Origin of the sequence: Rhodococcus ruber NBRC 15591, from assembly GCF_001894945.1 — a bacterium.
GTDB classification, from domain to species: domain Bacteria; phylum Actinomycetota; class Actinomycetes; order Mycobacteriales; family Mycobacteriaceae; genus Rhodococcus; species Rhodococcus ruber.
Window position 1 is genome coordinate 67,247 of sequence record NZ_BCXE01000016.1, and the last position, 24,435, is coordinate 91,681.

Sequence of the window (24,435 nt, forward strand, 5' to 3'; positions counted from 1 at the left end):
GCCTAGCAGCGGCCGGTGCCCGCCAGACACGGATGCGGGGTGAGGCCCGACACAGGCCGGGGTCCCCGAAGCGGCGAGCGGGCCCGGGCGGCGACCTCCGTCGCCGGCCGGGCCCGCTCCCGCTGCGTTGTCAGGGCCGCTCGGAGTCCCGCTGCCCGGCCGGGTCGGCGGCGCGCGACGAGGTGGCCGCCGCGGCGGCACGCACCTGGTCGGCGAGCGCCACGATCTGACCGAGGATGCCGTTGACGAAGGCCGGCGAATCGTCGGTGGACAGCTGCTTGGCCAGCTCGACCGCCTCGTCGACGGCCACCACCGGCGGCACGTCGGGGGCGTGGAACAGCTCCCACACCGAGATGCGCAGGATCGCCCGGTCCACGGCGGGCAGCCGCTCGAGCGTCCAGTCGTGCAGGTGCTCGGCGATCACCTGGTCGAGCTCGTCGAGTCGCTCCGCCACGCCGCGCACGACGGTCTGCGTGTACGGCGGGATCTGCGCGACCTGGTCGTCGGTGACGGCGAGCGCGATCCGGTCGGCGGCGAGACCGACCGGATCGATGTCGCGGGCCTCGGCCTCGAACAGCAGATCCACGGCGCGCTTACGCGCCTTGTGCCGGGCTCCGAGTTTCTTCTGCGTACCGGACACTCAGGAATTCACTCGCCCGAGGTAGCTGCCGTCACGGGAATCGACCTTGAGCTTGTCACCGGTGTTGATGAACAGGGGCACCTGGATCTCGGCGCCGGTCTCGAGGGTCGCGGGCTTGGTGCCGCCGGTCGAGCGGTCGCCCTGCAGGCCGGGATCGGTGTGGGTGACCTCGAGTTCGACGGTGACGGGCAGTTCGACGAACAGCGGGGTGCCCTCGTGGGTGGCCACCTGCACCTGCATGTTCTCGAGGAGGAATCGGGCGCCGCCGCCCAGGGTCTCCTCGCTGATCGAGATCTGGTCGTAGGTCTCGCCGTCCATGAAGACGTAGTCGGTGCCGTCGTGGTACAGGTACGTCATGTCGCGACGGTCGACGGTGGCCGTCTCGACCTTCACGCCGGCGTTCCAGGTCTTGTCGACGGTCTTGCCGGAGAGCACGTTCTTGATCTTCGTGCGGACGAACGCCGGCCCCTTGCCGGGCTTGACGTGCTGGAACTCGATGATCTGCCACAGCTGACCGTCGATCTTCAGCACGAGCCCGTTCTTGAAATCGCTGGTATCGGCCACTTGGTTTCGCGTCTCCTAGAGTCGAGGTACCGCCCTTATACGACGGTCAATGTCTTGTCGGTGAGTGTGAGCAGCTCCGGTCCCTGCTCACGCACCACGAGCGTGTCCTCGATCCGCACGCCTCCGCGCCCGGAGAAGTACACGCCCGGTTCGACGGTCACCGCCGCACCGCAGGCAAGTGTACCGGTCGCGGCCTGGCCGATTCCGGGTGCTTCGTGGATCTCCAGACCGACGCCGTGGCCGAGTCCGTGCAGGAACAGCTCACCGTGGCCGGCGGCGGCGATCACGTCGCGGGACGCGGCGTCCACGGCGGCCAGGTCGACGCCCGGCACGAGCGCCGCCCGCCCGGCCGCCTGGGCGCGCGCGACCAGGTCGTACACGTCACGCTGCCAGTCGGCGGCCCGGCCGAGGACGTAGGTGCGGGTCATGTCGGAGTGGTATCCGCCGACCTGTGCACCGAAATCGAGCTTGACGAAGTCGCCGGCGGCGAGCACGGCGTCGGTGGGCCGGTGGTGCGGCACGGCCGAGTTCGCCCCGGTCGCGACGATCGTCTCGAAGGAGATGCCGTCGGCGCCGTGGTCGAGCATGCGGGCCTCGAGATCGCGGCCGACCTGCCGTTCGGTGCGGCCCGGGCGCAGGCCGCCGGCGGCGACGAGATCGGCCAGTGCCCGGTCGGCCACGGCGCACGCCGCCGCGAGCAGCCCGACCTCGTGTTCGTCCTTGACCATGCGCAACTGCTCGACCAGCCCGGGCGCGGGGGTGAGGGTGAGCGGGCTGTCCAGCCCCGCCCAGCGCACGTGCGCGTCGACGGTGACGACATGGCTCTCGAAGCCCCACCGGGCCGGCGTCGCCGCGGAACGGACCAGGTGATCGGCGCTGGCGCGGGCGATCTCGGCCCGCAGATCGGGCACCTGCGCGGCGACCTGGGTGAGGTAGCGGCCGTCGGTGCACACGACGGTGCGGGACTCGTCGAGGTCGTCGTCGGTGGTGACGAGCAGCGCGGCGTTCGAGCCGGTGAATCCGGTGAGGTAGCGGATGTTGAGCAGGTCGGTCACCAGGAGCGCATCGAGGTCGCGGTCGGCGAGCAACCGGCGCAGCGCGGCGCGGCGGGCGGAGTGATCGGCGGACATGGGGTCAACGTACTCCCGCGCCGACAGCCGGGACGGCCGTCGACGGTCACGAATGTGGGGCGGGACACATCCGCGCCGATCCAGACGTTACTCTGAGGTACATGAAACCCTGGTTGCTTCGCGGGCTCGGCCTGACCCTCGTGCACGTGCTGGTACGGGTCCTGCTGGGGGTCGCCCTGGTGCAATGGCCGCTGCAAGGCTCGATGCTGCGGATGGTCGCGTTGGCCGTCGTCGTGCTCGCCGCGATCGTGTGGGCCGGGCTCGACGGGATCCGCGATCAGCGGGCGCACCCGCAGTCGGAGGACGGGGCGGACCTGACGATGCTGTGGCTGAAGGCCGCGGCGGTCACTGGTCTCGCCGCCGGCCTGCTGACGTGGCTGATCGACACGGTCGGTCCGATCCAGGTCGGGGTCAAGTCGCTGTTCTTCGAACTGACCTCGGGTGCGGCGTTCACCGTGCTGCTGGTGTTCGTTCCCGCGACGGCCGCGGTGATGCTCGGGCGGCTGCTGGTGCGTCGAGATCAGCGCAAGTCTGCGGCGACGGGGACGGCGACGGGGAAGCCGGACGACGGGCCGGCACCGGTCACGGCGTCCGCTGCCCCGGATCAGGGGTGGCGTGACGACGACGCGCCCACCGAGGTGTTCGAGCGGATCGACCCGGACCGCCGCCCCTGACACCTACCCGGGTCCGCACCGTTGGCGGAGAATCGGGTCCGCGGCCCGGAGCGGGCAGGTACCGTTCGGCCCATGGCCGGACGCGGGACGAGCGGCACCCACGGACGCCGGCGGACGGCGCTGGTCGTCGCGGGCGCGGGTGCGCGCGGCGCGTATCAAGCCGGCGCGATCACGACCCTGCTCCCCCGGATGACGCGGCACCACGGAGCGCCCCGGATCCTCGTCGGGACCAGCGCCGGCGCCATCAACGTGGTCGGGCTCGCCGCGTTCGCCGACGAGGGACTGCCGACGGCCGCCGAACGGCTCGTGGACCTGTGGACCGGGGTGGTCTCGTCCGACGTGTACTCGTCGGTGCACAGCGTGCTCGGCACCGGCGCGGCGTTCCTGGGTCAGGCGATCGGTTTTCCCCGCACGCGTCTCGTCAGCCTGCTCGACACGACCCCGATCCGGGGGACCCTGCAGCGCCTGGTGCCGTGGGACCGGCTGCACGAGAACATCCGGGCCGGGCTGGTGGACGCGGTCGCGGTCGCGACGACGTCCGTGGCCACCGGCGGGACGGTGGTGTTCGTGGAGAAGAACGCCTCGGTGCCGCTCCCCGAGTACGACATCCGCCGCAACATCAGCTACGTCGAGACGACCCTGACCGTCGACCACCTGCTGGCGTCCTCCGCGGTGCCGATCCTGTTCCGGCCCATCCACGTCACCGATCGGTGCGCCCCGCAGCGCTCCGGCTGGTACATCGACGGCGGTCTGCTGCTCAACACCCCGATCAAGCCCGCGCTCGTGCTCGGCGCGAACGACGTCGGCGTCGTGGCGACGCAGCCGCGGATGTGGCCCCCGCCGGTGTCCGCGCGCACCGGCAGGCGCCGACCGGCACCTCCCGACGTGGCCGGCGTCGCGGCCCTGGCGCTGCGGGCGATGCTCGGCTACCGGATGATCGAGGACCTGCACACGCTCGAGTTCCGCAATGCCCGCATCGCCCAGACCCGAGCCGTGTCCCCCACCGACCGTCCCATCGGGATCGACTTCGCCGGCCCGCCGCCCGGCCAGGCCGGGCGGATCGCCGAGATCGCGGAAGGGGTGGTCCGTCGCCGCCCCGCCGTGCGCCGGTTCCTGCGCAACCCCGCGCCGTCCGTCGTCGCACGATTGATCGGTGGCGACGACGAGGATCGCGGCGACCTGCTCAGCTTCCTGCTGTTCGATCCCGAATTCACGTGCGCGATCGCCGAACTGGGTCGCGAACACGGCGCCGAACCGAGCACCGCACAGCCTGCCGCCGAGCTCCGGGCCTGATCCCCGCGCCGATCCGGGCGGTCAGGGCCGTCGCGCCGGGGCCGGGCGCCGATATCCCACCGCATCCCGGTCACGGGGCCCGTACCGCGCCGTCCCGAAGGTCTCCACGAAACTGCGGTCGCGCCGTACCGGCCGCAGCCCGGTGGCGGCGAAGTAGGTGCGCACCGCGGATCGCGCGACGTAGGCCAGAGCGGGCCGCGGCTCGGGCAGGCTCTGCACGGCCCGTAGGCGGTCGTCGCAGAACGTCGACAGCACCTCCGGCGCGAGCGGTCGCAGCGGACCCGGAAACCAGCGGTCCGCGAAGTCGTCGACGAGTCGCCGGGTCACGGCGAGCCCGTCGTCGGTGCGCGCGTATTCCGCGGCCTCGAAGTCGGCGGTCCACCGCGCGAGCTCGTCGCGGGAGCCGGGGATGTCCGTGATGCGCTGGGCGGCCGCCACGCCGCGCCAGAAATGCCACTGCGCTTGAAGTTCCGTCCCGGAGAACGGCCGGGACCCGACGAGCGCGGCGATACGCTGCGGTTCGAGCACGAGCGTGGCGAGCGTGTAGAGCGAGTCCTCGTTGCGGATCGGGAAGTGCCCGTGGATCTCGTTGAGCCGCTCGATCCATGCGAGCCCCTCGGACGTGTCGTAGCCGAGTTCGAGGAACTTGCCGAAGAACACCATCGTGTCGTCGTTGCGCTTCGCCGTGCGGACGACGATGTCGCCGCGTCCGCGGCGGTGCAGGATCTTCGCGATGCCGGGCACGGCCACCTGCCGGATGAACGACACCGTGAACAACGCGTTGACGAGCATCGCGTTCCCGTGCAGGACCTCGAGCGAGAGTCGAGCGACGGCGCGATCGTCGCGGAGCGGATCGAGACGCTCGATTTCCCGTCGGACCTGCCGTCCGATCGTCACATTCCTCATTCGTCCTCCGTCGCTCTCCCGGCCCCCGTAGTGGACAACATATGTTGTCCACTACGGGCGGGTCAACGGCCGTTCCCGGTCCGACCGATCGGTCCGGCAGGATGGGATCCATGCGCACCCCCCCGAGCCGCAGCTGGCACGGCGTCAGCGCCGACGACCGGCGCGCGCAGCGCCGTACCCGGATCCTGGCGGCGGGTACCGAACTGCTCGGCACCGGCGGAGGCCGCGCGGTCACGGTCCGCGCCGTGTGCCGGGCCGCCGGGGTCAGCGAGCGGTACTTCTACGAGAGTTTTCCCTCGCGCGACGAACTGGTCGCCGCAGTCTTCGCAACGACGGCGGAGGGCCTCATGCGTCACATGCAGGCCGTCGTGGCCTCCGCCCCGGCGGAGGTCGCCGCGCGGGCCCGCGCCTTCGTCTCCGGAGCGATCGACTTCTTCGCCGCCGACCCCCGCCGCGGCCGGGTGCTGGTCCGCGAGGCGATGACCGAGCCGGCGTTGTCGCAGCAGGGCCTGCACGCAGCACCCGCCCTCCTCGGCGCCCTGCTCGTCGGCGTCGCTGCGCCGGAACCGGACGCCGAGTCCCGGCTGATCAGCGGCGCCGTCCTGGGCCTGGGCATCGGGGCGCTGATCGTCGCGTGGATCGACGGGCAGGTCGACGTCGAGCGAGAGGCGCTCGTCGAGCACTGCACCCTGCTCGTCCGACGCGCCGTCACCCCCTCGGAGTCCGGGTAGGTTCCCCGGAACCGGACTCGCCGGGCGGAACGGACCGATTCGGACGGAAGCAGTGTCACGGGACGTGCCGGTGGTGTAAATGTGAACTGTCGGGGTCGAGAACCGGGAACCGGCAGGGGCACGCCGGTCACCCGACCGCACGCACCGAGGGGGGATTGCGATGGCCGAATTCGAGCGATGGCCGACCGATCTGCTCGCCGAATTCGTAGCCGACCTCGAACTGGGACGCACCCTGACACTTCCGGCCGCCGTCGAAATCGCCGCGCGCGAGGAACTGGCCCACCGGAGCATCGACGCCGGATGAGTCCGATCCGCGGCACCGGCCGCGGCGGCCCCGCGCACCGGGACATCGGGCACAGGAGCCGCCGCTCCCCCGTCATGCGATCGCCGAAAACCAATCCCTCTGGCGCCCAGCACATTTAAGGTAGGGAAGCATGGGAGAGCGCGCCCCGATACGTCCCGACCGGAAGACGGTCCCGAACGGCTCGGACGAGGGCGGAGCCTTCGCGTCGCGGACCGGCGGCGAGCCGCAGCTGGGGCGACTGCTCGGGGCGATACTGCCGCTGACGCACCCCGGAGGGCTGTGGTCCACGACGCGGGGGCTCGTGAAAGGAACGTGCAGCGCCGCGGCGGCGGTGGGCGGACGGGTGCTCGGTCTCCGCCACCCGGGCGCCCGGCAGGCGGCCGACCCCGTCCTGCCGGCGAACTGGTGGCCCGACGACCTCGATCTCGAGGCGGCGGCCCGGAAGTGCCCGGGGGTGGATCTGTATGCGGTGACCGTCGACTTCGTCGAGCGCCACCACGGGTTCGCCCTGTCGATGCTGGGCGGGATCCCGTCCTGGACCGCCGCCTGGTACTCCCGGGTCGGCGTGGCCTATCTGCAGGCCCACCGGATCGCCCGCCCGGACCGGGACGAACGGGCCCGCCGCGGGGCACCTCCGTCGGCGCGGGCGACCCGTCCCGGCCTGCAGGTCGTGCACGGCGCCGAGTAGCCCGGCCGGGGCCGGCCGCGCCGGCGACCGACGCGCGGGTGACCGGTCCGCGCGCGCGTCGCCGTCCCGGCCCGGCCCGATCGATCATGGTCCGGCTCGACGACGGCGAGAGCACCCTCACGGCAGTGCGGACGGGCCCAGGACCCGGCCCCGGACGTCGGCCAGCACCCGGCGCACGAACTGCTCGTGCCCGATGCGCGCCCGCTGACCGCACTGCGGCACCAGGACGCTGACGGTGCCGTCCGCGAGTTCCTCGTCGCCGACGATCGCGAGGTAGGGATCGCGGTGCAGGCGCGCAGCGCGGATCCGGCTGCCCAGCGATCCACCGGAGAGCACCTCGGCGCGAATCCCCTCGTCCAGCAGCCTGTCCCGCAACGCGCCGGCCTCGTCGCGGTGTGGGTCACGGACCGGCAGGACCGCCACTTGGCGGGGCGAGAGCCACGGCGGCATGCGCCCTTCGAAGCGTTCGACGAGCATCGCGGTCAGCCGCTCCATCGATCCGAGCACACCCCGGTGGATCATCACGGGCCGGTGCCTGTGCCCGTCCTCGCCGGTGTATTCGAGGCCGAAACGCTCGGGTTGAGTGAAGTCGAACTGGACGGTGGACACGGTCTCCTCGCGCCCGTGCGCCCCGGCGACCTGGACGTCGATCTTCGGACCGTAGAACGCGGCCTCCCCCTCGGCTTCGAAGAAGTCCAGCCCACACCGTTCGAGCGCACCGCGCAGCTGACCCTGAGCATGCGCCCACTGCTCGCCGGAGCCGAGATAGCTGCCCCCGGCACCGCGGAGGGAGAGGCGGTAGCGCCGGGCGTCGAGCCCGAGAACCCGATAGCAGCGCTCGATCGCACTCAACGCGAGTTCCACCTCCGCACCGGCCTGTTCGGGCGCGCAGAACACATGCGCGTCGTCGAGACCGATCTGCCGGACCCGGCTCAGGCCGCCGAGCACGCCCGACAGTTCGCTGCGGAACATCGATCCCAGCTCCGACAGGCGGATCGGCAGGTCGCGGTAGCTGCGGGCCCGCGAGGCGAAGATCTGGGCGTGATGGGGACAGTTGGCGGGCCGCAGGACGAAACTCTCGCCGCCGACCCGCATCTCGGGGAACATGTCGTCGGCGAACTTGGACCAGTGGCCCGACCGGACGAACAGCTCCTTCTTGGCGAGCACCGGGGTGTAGACGCGGCGACAGCCGGACTCGGCCGCCACCTCGGCGGCGAAGGCCTCGAGCTCGGCACGGATCACCGCACCGTCCGGCAGCCACAGCGGAAGACCCGCACCCACAATCGGCGCGCTGGCGAACATGTCGAGTTCGCGACCGAGCACTCGGTGATCTGCACCGTTCATTTCCTGTTCCTCGACTCTCGTCTCGGCGAGAGGGAGCGACGTGCCCGAACACGACGAAAGCCCCGGGACGTCGACTCCCGGGGCTCGCTTGGTGGGTCAGCAGTGAGCGACGCGGCGCCGGAAGGCATCCGGCGTCGTCGTGACCTGCTGAGCGTTCATCACGACCGGAATCGTACGGCCGGTTTCGCCCGGAAATCAACGGCGAAGAGCGATTGCATCCCGGAGCTCCTGCGCGCCCGGGTTTTTCATCGTCTTTTCGGTAGGCGGCCGTTCGGCTCGGGCGGGGACCAGGAATTCGGAGAATTCCTGCGTTCCGTCCAGGGCGAATTATCCGCGCGGTGGTGAACCGGGAAGATCTCCGACGAGGACGCGGGCCGTCGCACCCCGAGGGTGCGACGGCCCGTCGACGACGGTCGGCAGCTCAGCCGGTCAGCAGCTCACAGGAGCACGGTGCCTGCGTCCGCGGTGCCCTCCCGCGCAACCGCCGAGTACGCCGCGGCGAGCAGCGACGGATCCGGTCCCTCGAGGCGCCCGGGCTTGGCGAGGCCGTCGAGGACGACGAACCGCAGCATCCCCGCGCGGTTCTTCTTGTCGGTCTGCATGCCCTCGAGCAGCTGGGGGAAGGCGTCGGCATCGTAGGTGGTGGGCAGGCCGACGAGCTCGAGGATGCTGCGGTGCCGGTCGGCGGTGGCGTCGTCCAGGCGCCCCGCGAGGCGTCCCAGCTCGGCGGCGAAGACGAGACCGACGGCGACGGCGGCGCCGTGCCGCCACCGGTAGCGTTCGCGCCGTTCGATGGCGTGACCGAGGGTGTGCCCGTAGTTGAGGATCTCGCGCAGGCTCGACTCCTTGAGGTCCGCGGCGACGACCTTCGCCTTGACCTCGACCGAGCGCCGGATCAGTTCGGGCAGCACCGTTCCCGTCGGGTCGAGCGCGGCCTCCGGATCCGCCTCGATCAGCTCGAGGATCTTCGGGTCGGCGATGAAGCCGGTCTTGATCACCTCGGCGAGGCCGGCGACGATCTCGTTGCGCGGCACCGTCTCGAGCGTGGCGAGGTCGACGAGCACCGCGGACGGTTCGTGGAAGGCACCGACGAGGTTCTTGCCGGCCTCGGTGTTGATGCCGGTCTTGCCGCCGACCGCGGCGTCGACCATGGCGAGCAACGTGGTGGGGACGTGCACGATCCGCACGCCGCGCATCCACGTGGCGGCGACGAACCCGGCCAGATCGGTGGCCGCTCCCCCGCCGAGGCTGACGATCGCGTCGCTGCGGGTCAGCCCGATGCGCCCGAGCACCTCCCAGCAGAACCCCGCCACCGCGAGGTCCTTGCCGTCCTCGGCGTCGGGGATCTCGACGCGGTGAGCGTCGATTCCCTTCTCCGCCAGCGCGGCCCGGACCGCCTCGGCGGTCTCCGCGAGCGGCGGCTGGTGCAGGATCGCCACGGTGCGGGTGCCGGTGAGTTCGTCGACGAGCTCACCGAGCAGGCCCCGACCGATGATCACCGGGTAGGGCTGGGCCGTCTGGACGTCGACGCGTACCGGTTCGGTCACGATTGATTGCTCCGATTCTCTGTACTGGTCGTGCTGGGCGCGGACGGGTGGGCGCCGGTGGCAGCCAGATCCGACTGGGCCTCCAGCTTGGCGAGGACCTGCTGCACCACGCGGCCCGGGCTGCGTCCGTCGGTGCGCACGCGGATGGTGGCCGCCTGCCGGTACAGCGGGCGGCGCCGGCGCATCAGCTCCCGGTACTTCGCCGCGGGGTCCGCCCCGGCGAGCAACGGTCGCGTGGTGTTGGTTCCGGTGCGGCGCAGGCCCTCGGCGACGCTGATCTCGAGGTAGATCACCGTTCGGCCCTGCAGCAGGGCGCGGGTGCGCTCGGACAGGATCGCGCCGCCGCCGAGGGAGACGATGCCGTCGTGCCGGGCGAGCGCGTCGGCCACCACCTCCTCCTCGATCCGCCGGAACGCCGGTTCGCCGTCGGTGCCGAAGATGTCCGGGATGGTGCGGCCGGTGGTGCGCTCGATCTCGGCGTCGGTGTCGAGCAGCGGCAGATCGAGCGCCTGGGCGAGCCGCCGGCCGATGGTCGACTTGCCGGCCCCGGGCGGCCCGATCAGGACTGCGCGTGGCGTCATGGCGTCACCGTGGCACCCGGGCCGCGACGGCCTCGAGGTAGTTGCGGACGTTGGTGCGGGTCTCGTCGATCGAGTCGCCCCCGAACTTCTCGAGCGCGGCCTGCGCCACGACGAGCGCCACCATCGCTTCGGCCACGACACCGGCCGCGGGCACGGCGCACACGTCGGAGCGCTGATGGATCGCGACGGCCTCCTCGCCGGAGGCCATGTCGACCGTGGCGAGGGCGCGCGGCACCGTCGAGATGGGCTTCATCGCCGCCCGTACCCGCAGCGCCTCGCCGTTGGTCATGCCACCCTCGAGGCCGCCGGCCCGGTTGGTCGAGCGGAGCACGCCGTCCGGGCCGGGCCGGATCTCGTCGTGGGCGACGCTGCCGCGCCGGCGGGCGGTCTCGAAGCCGTCGCCGACCTCGACACCCTTGATCGCCTGGATGCCCATGAGGGCCGCGGCGAGCCGGGCGTCGAGCCGGTCCGCACCGCTGATGAACGAACCCAGGCCCACCGGCAGGCCGTGCACCACGACCTCCACGACACCGCCGAGGGTGTCACCGTCGCGCTTGGCGGCCTCGATCTCGGCGATCATCGATTCCTCGGCCGCCTTGTCGAAGGCCCGCACGGGGCTGGCGTCGATGGCGGCGAGATCGGCCCCGGTCGGCTCCGCTCCCACGTAGGGTTCGGACGCGCCGATGGAGATCACATGCGAGACGACCTCCGCGCCGAACACCTGGCGCAGGAAGTTGCGGGCCACGGTGCCGGCGGCGACCCGGGCCGCGGTCTCCCGGGCGCTGGCGCGCTCGAGGACGGGACGCGCGTCGTCGAAGCCGTACTTGAGCATCCCCGAGTAGTCGGCGTGACCGGGTCGCGGGCGGGTGAGCGGTGCGTTGCGGGCCTGTCCGACGAGCAGTTCGGCGTCCACCGGGTCGGCGGACATGATGGTCTCCCACTTGGGCCACTCGGTGTTGCCGATCTCGATGGCCACCGGGCCACCGAGGGTGTGGCCGTGCCGGACGCCGCCGAGAATGGTGACCTTGTCGGCCTCGAACTTCATGCGTGCGCCGCGGCCGTAGCCGAGGCGCCGCCGCGCGAGCTGCTCCGAGATGTCGCTCGACGTCACCTCGACACCGGCGACCATCCCCTCGAGCATCGCGACGAGGGCGGGACCATGGGACTCTCCAGCAGTTATCCAGCGCAGCACAGGACCATCCTTCCACGTTCGCCGCCACCGGCGGGACGCCGCCCCGGTCAAGCCGCCGCCAGGACCCCGGCGACGGCTGCCGCGCACATCGACGGCCCGTGCGGCAGCACCACACCGCGCGGGCGACGGTGTGCCCGTACCCAACCCACGGCGACGGCGACGGCGCCCGCCGCGGCGGTGAGCAGCGGCGGCAGCAGGGCCGCCGTCGTCCACGCCCCCGCGCCGGCGGCGCCCGCGGCTGCCCCCAGCCCGGCGGCGAGCTTCACGTCGCCCGCGCCGAGACTGCGCGGGACGGCCAGATGGGCAAGCAGGTACGGACCCGCCAGCAGGCACGCCCCGGCGAGCGCCGGGGCTCCCTGCCCCGCTGCCGCGGCGACCGCGAGGACGACGCCGGCGCCCGGCACGGTCAGCACGTTCGGCAGCCGCCGCGCCGACAGGTCGGCCGCGCTCAGGCACAGGCACCACCAGATCAAGGCCGCGACGGCGAACGCGCCCGGCATCGTCGAGGTCGCGAGCACGGCCACGGCGCCACCGGCCGCGCCGGCCGCCTCGCACATCCCGCGCGGTGGGAGCCGCCGGACGAGGCGGGCGACGAGCCGCCGCATGCCGGTTCCGGCCGCGGCGCCGAGCACGGCGAACAACACGACGGTCATGCCGTCAGCGTGCCGTCCGGGTCGCGCCGGAACGACGATCTTGCCGCCCACGACCGGAATCTGTGGACGGACGGGCTGGTTGTGGACAACCCGGTTGCCGGGACGGATCGAGCCGGACCTGCGACGATGACCGAATCGTCCCGTCCGCATCCCGGAGGTTCGCATGGAGCTGGCCCGCGTTCTCGAGACCGTCGGCGGCGCCGTCGACGTCGTCGGGGTGGCGGTGATCGTCGTCGGTGCGGCGGTGGCGAGCTGGATCGCCCTGCGGTCCTGGCGCCGCTCGCCGGGCGCGCCGATCTACGAACGCTACCGGCGTGATCTGGGACGGTCCATCCTGCTCGGCCTCGAGTTCCTGGTGGCCGCGGACATCATCAAGACGGTCGCCGTGACCCCCACCTTCACGTCGGTGGGGGTCCTGGCGATCATCGTCCTGATCCGGACCTTCCTGAGCTGGTCGCTGCAGCTCGAGATCTCCGGGCGGTGGCCGTGGCAGAACGGCAGGAGCGAACCGCGGCCCGAGCAGGCACCGGTCAGCTGAGTTCGGCGCGGCGACGTTGCAGGAAGCCGCGCTCGGCGGCGTTGGTGGCCCGGGCGAGCGCGGCGTCGTATGCCGCGGCGGCCTCGGGGAGACGGCCGAGCCGGCGGAGCAGGTCGGCCCGCACCGCGTGCCACAGGTGGTAGCGGTCCAGGTCGAGGTTGTCGACGAGGTCCAGACCCGCGCCGGGGCCGTCCACCTCGGCCACCGCGACGGCGCGGTGCAGGGCGGCGACCGGGGTGGGGGCGACGACGAGCAGTTGATCGTAGAGCGCGACCACCTGGCGCCAGTCGGTCGCCCCGACCGTGGCGGCGTCGCTGTGGACGGCGGCGATCGCGGCCTGGATCTGGTACGGGCCGGGCCGGCGCAGCTGCAGGCAGCGGCGGACGAGGGCCTGTCCCTCGCTGATCAGGTCTCGGTCCCAGAGCGTGCGGTCCTGCGCGGCGAGCGGGATCAGATCGCCGTGGGCGTTCGTGCGGGCCGGTCGCCGCGCGTCGGTGAGCACCAGCAGCGCGAGCAGGCCCAGCACCTCGGGTTCGTCGGGCAGCAGTTCGGCCAGCAGGCGAGCGAGCCGGACCGCCTCGGCGCACAGGTCGTCGCGGACCAGACGGTCCCCGCCGGCAGCGGTGTGCCCCTCGGTGAAGACGAGATAGACGACGGCGAGGACGGATGCGAGGCGGCCGGGTAGCTCCGCTGGGCCCGGAACGCGGTAGGGGATCCGGGCGTCGCGGATCTTGCCCTTGGCGCGCACCAGCCGCTGCGCCATCGTCTTCTCGGGAACGAGGAAGGCTCGGGCGATGTCGGCGGTGCTCAGGCCGCCGAGCAGCCGGAGCGTGAGAGCGACGCGGGCGGCGGGCGCCAGCGCGGGATGGCAACACGTGAAGATCAGGCGCAGCCGGTCGTCGGGCACGGCATCGTCCTCGCCGCCGATGTCGCTGGTCACGGCGGCGTGCAGGCGGGCGGCCTCGGCGTGCTTGCCTGCGCGGGCCTTCTCCCGGCGGAGGCGGTCGATCGCGCGGCGCCGGGCGGTGGTGACGATCCAGCCGGCCGGACTCGGCGGCAGTCCGTCGGCGGGCCACCGGGCGGCGGCGGCGGTGAACGCGTCCTGCACGGATTCCTCGGCGAGGTCGATGTCCCCGAAGACGCGGACGAGCACGGCGACCGCGCGACCGTGTTCGCTACGGAACACGCGCGCGATCTCCGCGTCCGTCACCGCGGGCACGGACGTCTCACCCGCAGTGCCCGCCCGCCAGCGGCCGCACCTCGATCGGCAGCGTGATCGCGCGGGCGAGCTTGCGGCCCCATTCGAGGGCGGCGTCGAGGTCGGGCGCCTCGACGACCGTGAACCCCCCGATGTGTTCCTTGCCCTCGAGGTACGGGCCGTCGGTGGTGAGGATTCCGTCGCCGTCGAGCCGGACCACGGTGGCCGTGCTCGGCGGGTGCAGGCCACCGGCGAACACCCAGGCGCCGGCGGCGCGCATCTCGGCGTCGACGGCCTCGACGTCGCGCATGATCGGCTCGAGGATCTCCGCCGGCGGCGGGTCGCCGTCCGGCTGGTAGATGCTCAGCAGGTACTGGGGCATGGCACTCCTCCTCACGATCGCCGGACCGGCGCCGGTGATCCACCCTCTACACGATCGGCGGGCCGCCGAATCGACATCGCACGCGCCGGCTCGGAACGTCCCTCTTCCTCCGCACGCCATCGGCTCGGGCTGCACCCGAACCGGTTCCTGAACCAGCGGGAGAAGTTGCTGGGCGCGGAGAACGACAGCAGGTCGGAAACCTCGGTGAGCGAGTGCCGTCCGCTCCCGACCATGCGTACCGCCAGGTCCGCGCGGGTGGCATCGAGGACGGACGAGAACGTCTCCCCCTCGTCCGCGAGTCGGCGGTGCACGGTCCGGCGGTCGATGCCGAGACTGCGGGCCACCTGGCCGACCGAGCACCGGCCGGTGGGAAGGAGCAACTCGATCAGCTCCCGCACCCGGTCCACCGTGGTGGTCTCGCGGGGACTTCCGACCGAGTCGAGGAACTGCTGCGCGTACGACCGCAGCAGCGGATCCGCCATGGCATTGGGCGCGTCCAGATCCGCGGTGTAGAGGACGATTCCGTCGAAGTCCTGATCGAAGTCGACGGCGGTGCCGAAGACGCGGTGGTGAGTTTCGCGGTGCCGGGGTGCGGGATGCGCGAACGAGACGGACAGCGGACGCCATTGCGGACCGAGGAAGCCCTGCAGCAGACGATGCATCACCGCTACCGCGAGTTCGACGGATTGGCGGAACTCCCCGGTCCGGCCGACGTCGAGGGTGATGCGGATGGTGGCGATACCGCCCTGCTCGGTCAGGCGGGTGTGCAGGGCCTCGTTGTACATGTGCTCGTAGCGCACGAGGATTCGCAGCGCGCTGCGGACGTCCGGCTCCTCGCGGACCACCAGGCTCAGCGGGCCCAGGTTGGAGAACCGTCGTCGCTCGGCCAGCACGAGGCCGAAGTCGTCGCGATCGGCTGCCGCGGCGGAACGTTCGAGCAGGTCCGCGATCGCCTCGGCCGGTACCCACCGGTCCTGCAGGCTCAGGCCGGCCAGGTCGAGACCGGACGCGCGCAGCAACGTGGCCGGATCGATCTTCGACGAATGTGCCAGTTCGACATAGCTGTTCAGTGCGGCGTAGCGCGCCAGTGGTTTCACTACCGGTCCTGTCCCGAAATGAATGGCAATCCGTCCCCAGGGGATAAGCATATCGCCTCGGGAACCCCTACTGTTAGTTGCATCACAAGGTACGGCGAAGTGTGACGGAGCGGATCGAGAGTCCAGACGCCCCAGCAGCTCCGCTTCCATCGCCCCGGGGTCCTCGGCCGCACCCACGGCCGAGAGCCGGGATCGCCGCCACCGGCGCTCCCGTCCCACCGAGTTCATACACATCTGCCCTCCGCCGGCCCCCGGCCTGCGAGTGCGCGTTCAGGAGGAAACATGGCAAAGGCTGTCCGCTTCTACGAGACCGGTGGTCCGGAGGTTCTGCAGTGGGAGGCCGTCGAGGTCGGCGAACCCGGCCCCGGCGAGGTCCGCATCCGGCACGAGGCGGTGGGCCTGAACTTCGCCGACACCTACTTCCGCACCGGCCTGTACCCGGCACCGCTGCCCGCCGGGATGGGCGTCGAGGCTGCCGGGGTGGTCGAGGCGGTGGGCCCAGGCGTGACGTCGGTCCGGGAAGGCGACCGGGTGACCTACACCGGCAGCCCGCTCGGGGCCTACAGCACCGAACGGGTGATGCCCGCCGAGCACCTGATCGCGCTGCCCGACGCCATCGGCTTCGACACGGCCGCGGCGATGACGATGCGCGGTCTGACCACCGCCTACCTGCTGCGGCGCATCTGGCCGCTGGCGGCCGGGGACACGGTGCTGCTGCACGCCGCCGCCGGCGGCGTGGGCCTGATCTTCTGCCAGTGGGCGAAGCTGCTGGGCATCCGGGTGATCGGCACGGTCTCGAGCGAGCGCAAGGCGCAGGTCGCCCGGGCACACGGCTGCGACGAGGTCGTCATCTACACCGAGGAGGACGTGGCGCAGCGGGTGCGGGAACTGACCGACGGCAAGGGCGTTCCGGTGGTGTTCGACAGCGTCGGCGCCACCACCTTCGAGACCTCACTGAACTCGCTGGCCCGCCGCGGCCTGCTGGTGTGCTTCGGCACCGCCTCGGGGCCGATCCCGCCGATCGATGCCATGCAGCTCGCGATCAAGGGTTCGGTGTACGTCACCCGTCCGGCGCTGGCGGACTACATCGCCGACCCGGCCGAGCGGGCCGCCCTCGCCGCGGAACTGTTCTCGCACGTCGCGACCGGCGAGATCGCGATCGAGATCAACCAGCGGTACGCACTCGAGGACGCGGTGCAGGCGCATCGCGATCTCGAGGCCGGCCGCAGCATCGGCTCGTCGGTCTTCGCCCTCTGACCCGGTCCGGGCCGCACCCGGAGTCCGCCCACTTCCGAAGGACCACCCATGACCACCGCCACCCGACCGCCGAGTCCGGTCTCCCCGGCCTTCCGGGCCGAACCACTGACCTGCACGATCGGCGCCGAACTGTTCGACGTGGACCTCGGTGAGGTCTCGCGCGACGACACGCTGTTCGCCGAGCTGCGAGCCCTGTTGCTCGAGCACAAGGTGCTGTTCTTCCGCGATCAGGACATCACCCGCGCCGAGCACGTCGCCCTGGCCGAGCGGTTCGGCCCGCTCGAGGATCACCCGGTGGTCGGCAGCGACCCCGACCATCCCGGGCTGGTGCGGATCTACAAGGACCCCGACAGCCCGCCCGAGCACTACGAGAACGCCTACCACTGCGACGCCACGTGGCGCGACAACCCGCCGCTGGGATGCGTGCTGCGCTGTGTGCAGACCCCGCCGGTGGGCGGGGACACCATCTGGGTGAACATGGCCGAGGCCTACCGGCGCCTGCCCGGACCGGTCAAGGAGCAGATTGCCGACCTCCGGGCCCGGCACAGCATCGAGGCGAGCTTCGGCGCCCGGTTGCCGCTCGAACAGCGGCATGCGCTGCACGCCCGCTACCCGGACGCGGAACATCCGGTGGTGCGTACCCACCCCGAGACCGGCGAGAAGATCCTGTTCGTCAACTCCTTCACCACCCACCTGGTCAACTACCACACCGCCGAGAACGTCCGATTCGGCATCGACTACGCCCCGGGTGCCGGCAACCTGCTGCAGTTCCTGACGAGCCAGGCCTCGATTCCCGAGTACCAGGTGCGCTGGCGCTGGACGAAGAACAGCGTCGCCATCTGGGACAACCGCTCCACACAGCACTACGCGGTGCAGGACTACCGGCCCGCCGTTCGCAAGATGGAACGCGCCGGGATCGTCGGCGACCGGCCGTTCTGAGTTCTTCCCTTCCCTCTCTTCACCTTCCACATCCCGAAACGGAGACCCGACAATGCACTTCCACGACGACGCCCTGTTCCCCGAGAACCAGGAGAAGCTGGTCATCACCGCCGCGCCCTACGGCCCGGAATGGGAGCTCGACGACTTCCGCGAGGACCTTCCCCTGACCATGGAGGAGCACGTCCAGCAGGCGGTGGACTGCTACGAGGCGGGCGCGACCGTGCTGCACATCCACGTCCGTGAACTCGACGGCAAGGGCAGCAAGCGACTGTCGAAGTTCAACGAGCTGCTCGCCGGCCTGCGCGAAGCGGTGCCGGACATGATCCTGCAGGTCGGTGGATCCATCTCCTTCGCCCCCGAAGGCGAAGACGCCGAGGCGAAGTGGCTCTCGGACGACACCCGGCACATGCTCGCCGAGCTCGACCCGGCGCCGGACCAGGTGACCATCGCCATCAACACCAGCCAGATGAACATCATGGAGCTGATGACGGCCGACGACATCGCCGGCACCTCGATGGAACGTCCGGAACTCGCGGCGACGTACCGGGAGATGACCGTGCCCGCCGGGCCGGAGTGGGTTGCGGAGCATCTGAAGCGACTGCAGGCCAAGGGTATTCAGCCACACTTCCAGCTCTCGTCCATCCCGCAGCTCGAGACCGTCGAACGACTGATCCGGCGCGGGATCTACACCGGACCGTTGAACCTGACGTGGGTCGGTATCGGCGGCGGCTTCGACGGCCCCAATCCGTACAACATCATGAATTTCGTCCAGCGGGTTCCGGACGGCGCCTGCCTGACCCTCGAGACGCTCATGCGGTCCGTGCTCCCGGTCAACGCGATGGCCATCGCAATGGGCCTGCACACCCGCTGCGGCAACGAGGACACCATCTGGGGCCGCAAGGGCGAGAAGATGACCTCGGTGGAGCAGATCCGGCAGCTGGTCCGCATCGCCGGGGAACTGGGCCGCGAGGTCGCCACCGGCAAGGAGGCCCGCGAGATCTACCGGATCGGCGAGACCTACCGCGACGCCGACGAAACCCTCGCCAAGCTCGGCTACGCCCCCAATCGCCGGCCCGGACAGGTCGGCTTCACCCACCACGGCTGAACCACGGACCCCCGGGGCACGCGACCCGCACCGTGTGCCCCGGGACCCGGCCGGTGACCGAGTCCGTCGAGCCCTCCCTGTCCTCGCCCCTCTCGCGGTGGGCGCTCCCCGATGCGCATCCCCGCCCGCCGCCCCAGCCTTGCAGGAGCACCCATGGGATCGTCCACCTCCTCCCTGGAGAACCACACCGCCACCAGCACCCCCGCCGGTCCGAGGACCCGATCGCGGAAGTACCCGTGGCTCGTGTTCGCTCTCACCTTCGGACTGCTGTTGTCGGACTACATGTCCCGGCAGGTTCTCAGTGCCGTCTTCCCGTTCCTCAAGACCGAATGGGCCCTGACCGATTCACAGCTCGCATCGCTGACGAGCATCGTGGCGCTCATGGTCGGCCTGCTCACGCTTCCGCTGTCGCTGCTGGCCGATCGCTGGGGCCGGGTCAAGAGCCTGGTGCTCATGGCGGTGCTGTGGTCGGTCGCCACTCTCATGTGTGCGGTGGCCACCAACTTCGAGCAGATGCTCGGCGCGCGATTTCTCGTCGGCGTCGGCGAGGCCGCCTACGGCAGTGTCGGAATCGCGGTGGTGCTGAGCGTGTTCGCTCCCCGGGTCCACGCCTCCCTCAGTGGGGCGTTCATGGCCGGCGGCTCGTTCGGCTCGGTCCTCGGTGTCGCCCTCGGCGGCGTCATCGCCGTTCATCTGAGCTGGCGGTGGTCGTTCGCGGCGATGGCGGTCTTCGGGCTCATCCTGGTGGCACTGTTCCGCGCCCTGGTCACCGAGCGCAAGCTCGCCGCGCACGCCGCCGACGACCGGCCCGCTGCCGTCGACGAGCGAGCCGCCGGTGCCGCGACCACACCGCCGGACGGATTCCGCGCGCCGGTGTCGAGCCTGTTCACCAACCCCGCCGTGCTGTGCGCCTACGTCGGCGGCGGCCTCCAGATGTTCACCGCCGCGGTCCTGCTGTCGTGGACGCCGAGCTTCTTCAACCGCTACTACGGCCTCGCCCCGGACAAGGCCGGCGTCGCCGCCTCGATCGTCGTCCTGCTCGTCGGCAGCGGCATGGTGGTGTGCGGGATCGTCACCGACCGCGTCGGACGGCACGACATCACCCGCAAGTGGACCACCGCGATCGCCTTCTGCGCCATCTCCCTGGCGTGCCTGGCCCTCGCGTTCCGTCTCGACACGGGCACCGCGCAACTGGTGCTGCTCGGGATCGGTGCGTTCTTCTCCGCCGGATCCTCCGGACCCACCGCGGCCATGGTCGCCAACCTCACGCACTCGTCCGTCCGCGCGTCCGCCATGGGGACGCTGACCGTGGCCAACAATCTGCTCGGCCTCGCCCTCGGCCCGTTCGTGGTGGGCATCCTCGCCGACCGCCTCGGCCTGCGGGAAGCGCTGCAGCTGTCCCCGCTGGTCTACGTCCTCGCCATCGGCGCACTGGTAGCAGGCAAACGCCTCTACCCGCTGGGCCTGCGCAAGTTCACCACCCTCGGCACCGGCTCCGGCGCGGCTGCCTGAACGACTGTCGTCCCGTTCCCACCCCATCTCCCGGAGTCCCCCGTGAACCCCTCCCACTCCCCGACCGTGGTCATCGTCCCCGGCCTGCGCGACCACGTCGCCGATCACTGGCAGACCCTGCTCGCCGAACGTCTTTCCGACGTCCGGACCGTTCCTCCGCTCGAGCGCGACAAGCTCAGCCGCGCTGCCCGCGTCGCCGCACTCGACGAGGTCCTGCGTGAGATCGACGGACCCGTGGTGCTCGTCGCCCACAGCGCCGGCGTGATGATCACCGTGCACTGGGCGCAGAACCCGACGCGTCCGATCCAGGGCGCGCTGCTGGCCACGCCGGCAGACCTGGAACTACCCCTGCCCGAGGGCTACCCGACCACCGACGACCTCGACCGGGGCGGATGGAACCCCATCCCCCGCCGCAGGCTGCCGTTTCCGAGCATCGTCGCCGCCAGCCGCACCGATCCGCTCGGCGGCTACCGGCGCATCGCCGGCATGGCCGAAACGTGGGGCAGCCGCCTGGTGGACCTCGGCGACGTCGGGCACCTCAATCCCGCCGCCGGATACGGCTACTGGCCCGACGCCGAGAACCTGCTCCGGCAACTGCTCGACAGCACCGCCCTCCCGGTACACAGCTGAACCCCACCGGCACCGCGACTCCGTCCCCGTCCACACTCCGAGCGCCTCGCTCACGTCCGGAAAACCACGAAATGACCAAGATCTATGAAACGGCCGCCGAGGCGGTCGCCGACGTTCCCTCCGGAGCCTCCCTCGCCGTCGGCGGGTTCGGCCTGTCCGGCATCCCGGACCAGCTGATCGCCGCGATCGCCGCCGGGGACGCGACCGACCTCGAGGTGTTCTCCAACAACTGCGGCGTAGACGGCCGCGGACTGGGAATCCTCCTCGAACGACGACGGATCCGACGAGTGACGGCCTCCTACGTCGGCGAGAACAAGGAGTTCGCCCGGCAGTACCTCTCCGGTGAACTCGAAGTGGAACTGACGCCGCAAGGCACCCTGGCCGAGAAGCTGCGCGCCGGCGGCGCCGGCATCCCGGCCTTCTTCACCCCGGCCGGTGTCGGCACCCCCGTCTCCGACGGTGGCCTGCCGTGGCGCTACCACCCCGACGGCTCGGTGGCAGTCGCGTCCCCACCGAAGGAGATCCGCGAGTTCGGCCGCAAGCAGTACGTGCTCGAAGAGTCCATCACCGCCGACTATGCACTGGTACACGCCCTGCGCGGCGACACCGAGGGCAACCTGGTGTTCAACAAGGCCGCAATGAACTTCAACCCGCTCGCCGCGACGGCCGGACGCATCTGCATCGCCCAGGTCGAACAGCTCGTCGCACCGGGCGAGATCGACCCGGGCCAGGTACACCTGCCGGGCGTCTTCGTCGACCGCATCGTGCACACCGGCGCCCAGGACAAGCAGATCGAAAAGCGCACCGTCTCGACGGGAAAAGGAGCCTGACGTGACCGTAGTAGCAGAACCCAAGATCCTCGGATGGTCGCGGACCGAGATGGCCGCCCGTGCCGCGGCCGAACTCTCGCCCGGCCAATATGTCAACCTCGGTATCGGACTGCCGACACTGATCCCGAACCATCTGCCCGCCGGGGTGAAGGTCACCCTGCACAGTGAGAACGGAATCCTGGGCACCGGCCCCTACCCCACCGAGGAGCAGGTGGACGCGGATCTGATCAACGCGGGCAAGGAGACCGTCACGGTCGAGCCCGGCGCGTCGTTCTTCGATTCGGCGACGAGCTTTTCGATGATCCGCGGCGGTCACATCGACACCGCGGTGCTCGGCGGGATGCAGGTCTCGGCCACCGGTGACCTCGCGAACTGGATGGTGCCCGGCGCGATGGTCAAGGGCATGGGCGGGGCGATGGACCTCGTCCACGGCGCCGCCAAGGTCATCGTGCTCATGGAACACACCGACAAGCACGGCAATCCGAAGATCGTCGAGAAGTGCACGCTGCCCCTCACCGGCCGAGCCGTGGTGCAGCGCATCGTCACCGATCTCGCGGTCGTCGACGTCACCGACCACGGACTGGTCCTGGTCGAGACCGCGCCCGGCGTCACCGACGAGCAGGTCCGCGCCGCCACCGGCGCTCCCCTCGTCTGATCCCCTCGTCCCCCTTCCGACAGGACATCGATTCGTATGCTCAATCTCTCCGTCTTACTGGAGGACTCCGCGCGCCGCTACCCCGACCGGACCGCGCTGGTCCTCGCAGCGAACGACTCACCTACGCGCAACTCGACGCGCAGGCCAACCGGATCGCCAACCTGCTCGTCGCCGAGGGCGTCGCGCCGGGCGACAAGGTCGCGCTCTCGTGCCCGAACGTCCCCCAGTTTCCCGCCGTCTACTACGGCATCCTCAAGGCCGGCGCGGTGGTCGTGCCCCTGAACGTTCAGCTCAAGCCTCGCGAGATCGCCTATCACCTCGACGATTCCGGTGCCGCCCTCTACCTCTGCTTCGAAGGGACCGCGGAACTTCCCGTCGGCGAATACGGCAGGGCCGGTTTCGACCGGGCCGACCGTTGCCGCACCATGCTGCTGATCACCCGCGATCCGCAGGCCCCGTCCCCGCTCGACGGTATCGCCACCCTGGCCCACGCCACCGCCGAACAGCCGGACACGTTCGCCACCGCCGTGCGCGAACCCGTCGACACCGCCGTGATCCTCTACACCAGCGGCACCACCGGCCGGCCCAAGGGCGCCGAACTGACCCACGCCAACATGGTGCTCAACGCCCTGACCGCGAACCGCCTGTTCGACAGCACCCCGCAGCGTCCGGACACCTATCTGCTCACCCTGCCGCTGTTCCACTCCTTCGGCCAGACCGTGACGATGAACGCCGCACTGTCGGTCGGTGCCACCTGCGTGCTCATGCCCCGCTTCGACGCCCCCGCGGCGCTGCACCTGATGGACGAGCACGACATCACCGTGTTCGCCGGGGTGCCGACAATGTACTGGGCGCTGCTCGGTGCGCTCGACGCCGCGAAGGCGGCCGGCGTCGACGTCGAAAAGATCGCGCGGACCATGCGTCGGGCGATCTCCGGCGGCGCGGCGCTGCCGGTGGAGATCCTCACGCAGTTCAAGGACAGGTTCGATGTCCAGATCCTCGAAGGCTACGGCCTGTCCGAGACGTCACCGCTGGCAATGTTCAGCGACCCCGAACGCGCCCCGCGTCCCGGTTCGATCGGCGTACCGGTGTGGGGCATCGAGGCCGCCCTCGTCGACGAACACTGGAATCCCGTCCACGACGGCGTCGGAGAACTCGTCCTGCGCGGCCACAACATCATGACCGGCTACCTCGGACGACCCGAGGCGACCGCCGAGGTGATGCGCGACGGCTGGCTGCGCACCGGCGACCTGGCCCGGCGTGACGAGGACGGGTTCTACTACATCGTCGACCGCGCCAAGGACCTCATCGTCCGCGGCGGCTTCAACGTCTACCCGCGCGAGATCGAAGAGGTCCTCATGACCCACCCGGCCGTCTCCCTCGCCGCCGTCGTCGGAGTCGCCGACGAACGTCACGGCGAGGAGGTCAAAGCGTTCGTCATCCGCGAACCGGGCGCACAGATCACCGAACCCGAGCTGATCGCCTGGTGCAAGGAGCAGATGGCCGGCTACAAGTACCCGCGCCACATCGAGTTCGCCACCGTACTGCCCATGACCGCCACCGGAAAAATCCTCAAACGCGAACTGGTTCCAGCCGTCGCAGGTCAGGGCAGTGGCCGATGACAACCCACGACGCAGCTTCGTCCATCGTCGACCGCCTCAAGCGCGAAGGAAGTTGGAACCCGTTGTGGGACGGACTCGACGAACTCGATCCCGGATGGACCGAGCACTACCTGACTGCCACGCTGCAACCCTACGAAAGCGGTGTGCTCCCGCCGCAGGTCGTCCAGTTGCTGTGCATTGCGGTCGATGCCTCCTGCACCCACATGTACGGCCCCGGACTGCAGCGGCACATCCGAGCCGCACTCGATCTGGGCGTCACCGCACACGAAATTCTCGAAGTCCTCAAACTCGCCACGACCGTCGGCATCCACTCGCTCAACCTCGGCGTGCCGATCCTGCTCGAGGAACTGTCCGCGCGAGACTCGTCCTGACCTCCACCGGCCGTGCCGAGGCACGGCCGGCAGTCCTGACATCTCGTGCCGC

25 protein-coding genes and 2 pseudogenes are annotated in these 24,435 nt (G+C 70.8%); 15 read left to right on the forward strand and 12 right to left on the reverse strand.

Going from position 1 to position 24,435, the window contains the following annotated elements:
* Positions 1–130: 130 nt before the first annotated feature.
* From nusB to RR3_RS10660, 3 genes are read right to left on the reverse strand one after another with little or no spacing between them, the layout of a single operon-like run.
* The gene (nusB, locus tag RR3_RS10650) at positions 131–640 is read right to left on the reverse strand and encodes a transcription antitermination factor NusB (protein ID WP_010595133.1); all 510 of its coding nucleotides are present in this window, start codon (positions 638–640) and stop codon (positions 131–133) included.
* The gene (gene efp / locus RR3_RS10655) at positions 641–1,204 is read right to left on the reverse strand and encodes an elongation factor P (RefSeq protein ID WP_010595134.1); all 564 of its coding nucleotides are present in this window, start codon (positions 1,202–1,204) and stop codon (positions 641–643) included.
* Between the two features lie 35 nt (positions 1,205–1,239).
* Complete coding sequence (locus RR3_RS10660) at positions 1,240–2,334, reverse strand: M24 family metallopeptidase (RefSeq protein ID WP_010595135.1); 1,095 nt, start codon at positions 2,332–2,334, stop codon at positions 1,240–1,242.
* A gap of 101 nt (positions 2,335–2,435) precedes the next feature.
* Here RR3_RS10660 and RR3_RS10665 point away from each other — a divergent pair, with 101 nt between their 5' ends.
* Both RR3_RS10665 and RR3_RS10670 read left to right on the forward strand, forming a co-directional pair.
* Complete coding sequence (locus RR3_RS10665) at positions 2,436–3,008, forward strand: B-4DMT family transporter (protein WP_048773537.1); 573 nt, start codon at positions 2,436–2,438, stop codon at positions 3,006–3,008.
* 72 nt (positions 3,009–3,080) lie between these two features.
* The gene (locus RR3_RS10670) at positions 3,081–4,301 is read left to right on the forward strand and encodes a patatin-like phospholipase family protein (protein ID WP_010595137.1); all 1,221 of its coding nucleotides are present in this window, start codon (positions 3,081–3,083) and stop codon (positions 4,299–4,301) included.
* 21 nt (positions 4,302–4,322) lie between these two features.
* On the opposite strand, the gene RR3_RS10675 is transcribed toward RR3_RS10670, so the two are convergent.
* Positions 4,323–5,207, reverse strand: coding sequence for an oxygenase MpaB family protein (locus RR3_RS10675; RefSeq protein ID WP_225222418.1), 885 nt, complete (start codon positions 5,205–5,207; stop codon positions 4,323–4,325).
* Between the two features lie 110 nt (positions 5,208–5,317).
* Here RR3_RS10675 and RR3_RS10680 point away from each other — a divergent pair, with 110 nt between their 5' ends.
* The 3 genes from RR3_RS10680 to RR3_RS10685 all read left to right on the forward strand — a co-directional run bounded on the left by RR3_RS10680 (position 5,318) and on the right by RR3_RS10685 (position 6,930).
* Positions 5,318–5,938 (forward strand): TetR/AcrR family transcriptional regulator, encoded by a 621-nt coding sequence (locus RR3_RS10680; protein ID WP_010595139.1) that lies wholly within the window; start codon positions 5,318–5,320, stop codon positions 5,936–5,938.
* A gap of 160 nt (positions 5,939–6,098) precedes the next feature.
* Positions 6,099–6,242, forward strand: coding sequence for a hypothetical protein (locus RR3_RS24900; protein ID WP_017682110.1), 144 nt, complete (start codon positions 6,099–6,101; stop codon positions 6,240–6,242).
* A gap of 130 nt (positions 6,243–6,372) precedes the next feature.
* Positions 6,373–6,930, forward strand: coding sequence for a hypothetical protein (locus tag RR3_RS10685; RefSeq protein ID WP_010595140.1), 558 nt, complete (start codon positions 6,373–6,375; stop codon positions 6,928–6,930).
* A gap of 117 nt (positions 6,931–7,047) precedes the next feature.
* Here the strand turns inward: RR3_RS10685 and thrS are convergent.
* The 5 genes and pseudogenes from thrS to RR3_RS10710 all read right to left on the reverse strand — a co-directional run.
* A pseudogene (thrS, locus tag RR3_RS10690) lies at positions 7,048–8,286 on the reverse strand (threonine--tRNA ligase); the annotation flags it as partial.
* Positions 8,287–8,711: 425 nt separating this feature from the next.
* Positions 8,712–9,821, reverse strand: a complete 1,110-nt coding sequence (gene aroB / locus RR3_RS10695) for a 3-dehydroquinate synthase (RefSeq protein WP_010595142.1) — start codon at positions 9,819–9,821, stop codon at positions 8,712–8,714.
* Positions 9,818–10,402 (reverse strand): shikimate kinase, encoded by a 585-nt coding sequence (locus RR3_RS10700; protein ID WP_017682112.1) that lies wholly within the window; start codon positions 10,400–10,402, stop codon positions 9,818–9,820. Before RR3_RS10700 ends, aroB begins: the two co-directional genes overlap by 4 nt.
* A gap of 4 nt (positions 10,403–10,406) precedes the next feature.
* Positions 10,407–11,594, reverse strand: a complete 1,188-nt coding sequence (gene aroC / locus RR3_RS10705; RefSeq protein WP_026138085.1) for a chorismate synthase — start codon at positions 11,592–11,594, stop codon at positions 10,407–10,409.
* Between the two features lie 47 nt (positions 11,595–11,641).
* Entirely contained in the window at positions 11,642–12,247 is a 606-nt protein-coding gene (locus RR3_RS10710; RefSeq protein ID WP_061064871.1) for a prepilin peptidase, read from the reverse strand.
* A gap of 163 nt (positions 12,248–12,410) precedes the next feature.
* On the opposite strand from RR3_RS10710, the gene RR3_RS10715 reads away from it, so the two are divergent.
* Positions 12,411–12,785, forward strand: coding sequence for a DUF1622 domain-containing protein (locus tag RR3_RS10715; protein WP_017681908.1), 375 nt, complete (start codon positions 12,411–12,413; stop codon positions 12,783–12,785).
* On the opposite strand, the gene RR3_RS10720 is transcribed toward RR3_RS10715, so the two are convergent.
* The 3 genes from RR3_RS10720 to RR3_RS10730 are packed head-to-tail and all read right to left on the reverse strand — an operon-like array spanning position 12,778 to position 15,462.
* Complete coding sequence (locus tag RR3_RS10720; RefSeq protein ID WP_064066450.1) at positions 12,778–14,004, reverse strand: RNA polymerase sigma factor; 1,227 nt, start codon at positions 14,002–14,004, stop codon at positions 12,778–12,780. The genes RR3_RS10715 and RR3_RS10720 overlap by 8 nt on opposite strands.
* A gap of 7 nt (positions 14,005–14,011) precedes the next feature.
* Positions 14,012–14,365, reverse strand: a complete 354-nt coding sequence (locus tag RR3_RS10725) for a YciI family protein (RefSeq protein WP_064066449.1) — start codon at positions 14,363–14,365, stop codon at positions 14,012–14,014.
* A gap of 11 nt (positions 14,366–14,376) precedes the next feature.
* Positions 14,377–15,462, reverse strand: a complete 1,086-nt coding sequence (locus tag RR3_RS10730) for an AraC family transcriptional regulator (protein WP_017681911.1) — start codon at positions 15,460–15,462, stop codon at positions 14,377–14,379.
* Between the two features lie 282 nt (positions 15,463–15,744).
* Between RR3_RS10730 and RR3_RS10735 the strand changes: the two genes are divergently transcribed.
* From RR3_RS10735 to RR3_RS10775, 9 genes and pseudogenes are all read left to right on the forward strand, one after another.
* Positions 15,745–16,719 (forward strand): quinone oxidoreductase family protein, encoded by a 975-nt coding sequence (locus RR3_RS10735; RefSeq protein WP_010595150.1) that lies wholly within the window; start codon positions 15,745–15,747, stop codon positions 16,717–16,719.
* Positions 16,720–16,767: 48 nt separating this feature from the next.
* Positions 16,768–17,658 (forward strand): TauD/TfdA dioxygenase family protein, encoded by an 891-nt coding sequence (locus RR3_RS10740; RefSeq protein WP_064066448.1) that lies wholly within the window; start codon positions 16,768–16,770, stop codon positions 17,656–17,658.
* A gap of 52 nt (positions 17,659–17,710) precedes the next feature.
* A complete protein-coding gene (locus RR3_RS10745) occupies positions 17,711–18,763 on the forward strand; it encodes a beta-keto acid cleavage family enzyme (RefSeq protein WP_064066447.1) in 1,053 nt (350 codons plus the stop codon).
* A gap of 153 nt (positions 18,764–18,916) precedes the next feature.
* The gene (locus RR3_RS10750; protein ID WP_064066446.1) at positions 18,917–20,275 is read left to right on the forward strand and encodes an MFS transporter; all 1,359 of its coding nucleotides are present in this window, start codon (positions 18,917–18,919) and stop codon (positions 20,273–20,275) included.
* A 42-nt stretch (positions 20,276–20,317) separates the two neighbouring features.
* The gene (locus RR3_RS10755; protein WP_003935439.1) at positions 20,318–20,905 is read left to right on the forward strand and encodes an RBBP9/YdeN family alpha/beta hydrolase; all 588 of its coding nucleotides are present in this window, start codon (positions 20,318–20,320) and stop codon (positions 20,903–20,905) included.
* A 71-nt stretch (positions 20,906–20,976) separates the two neighbouring features.
* A complete protein-coding gene (locus RR3_RS10760; RefSeq protein WP_003935440.1) occupies positions 20,977–21,735 on the forward strand; it encodes a CoA transferase subunit A in 759 nt (252 codons plus the stop codon).
* Between the two features lies 1 nt (position 21,736).
* A complete protein-coding gene (locus tag RR3_RS10765; protein WP_003935441.1) occupies positions 21,737–22,390 on the forward strand; it encodes a CoA transferase subunit B in 654 nt (217 codons plus the stop codon).
* A gap of 36 nt (positions 22,391–22,426) precedes the next feature.
* A pseudogene (locus RR3_RS10770) lies at positions 22,427–24,012 on the forward strand (long-chain-fatty-acid--CoA ligase).
* Positions 24,009–24,383, forward strand: coding sequence for a carboxymuconolactone decarboxylase family protein (locus RR3_RS10775; protein WP_040271302.1), 375 nt, complete (start codon positions 24,009–24,011; stop codon positions 24,381–24,383). Before RR3_RS10770 ends, RR3_RS10775 begins: the two are co-directional and overlap by 4 nt.
* Positions 24,384–24,435 lie beyond the last annotated feature (52 nt).